1 protein-coding gene is annotated in these 262 nt (G+C 35.9%); it reads left to right on the top strand.

Annotation, left to right across the window (positions count from 1 at the left end; translation table 11 throughout):
* On the top strand, positions 1-262 hold a 262-nt coding region (locus tag SB775_RS30765), incomplete at both ends, for a CBS domain-containing protein (protein ID WP_410865055.1).

Genomic DNA, 262 nt, shown 5'->3' with positions numbered 1-262 from the left:
ATATAACTATATGAACAAAATTTTCGATTTCGATAATCGAATTGCCAGAGAGATCATGATACCCCGAAGAGAAATTTGCGCAATCCCAGAAGATATGCCATTAGACGATATACTGGCCATCATGACAAAGGAAAAGTATACACGCTTTCCAGTATTTTCAGGGGATAAAGACCATGTCATTGGCATGTTGAACAAAAAGCAGCTCTTTGCAGATATTGTGTATCAGGAAGAAAAAGATCAACTGAAGATTCAAGATTATATA

Source organism: Peribacillus sp. SIMBA_075 (assembly GCF_046534585.1).
The sequence above is the reverse complement of the archived record's forward strand: the minus strand, read 5'-3'. Positions and strand labels throughout refer to the sequence as shown.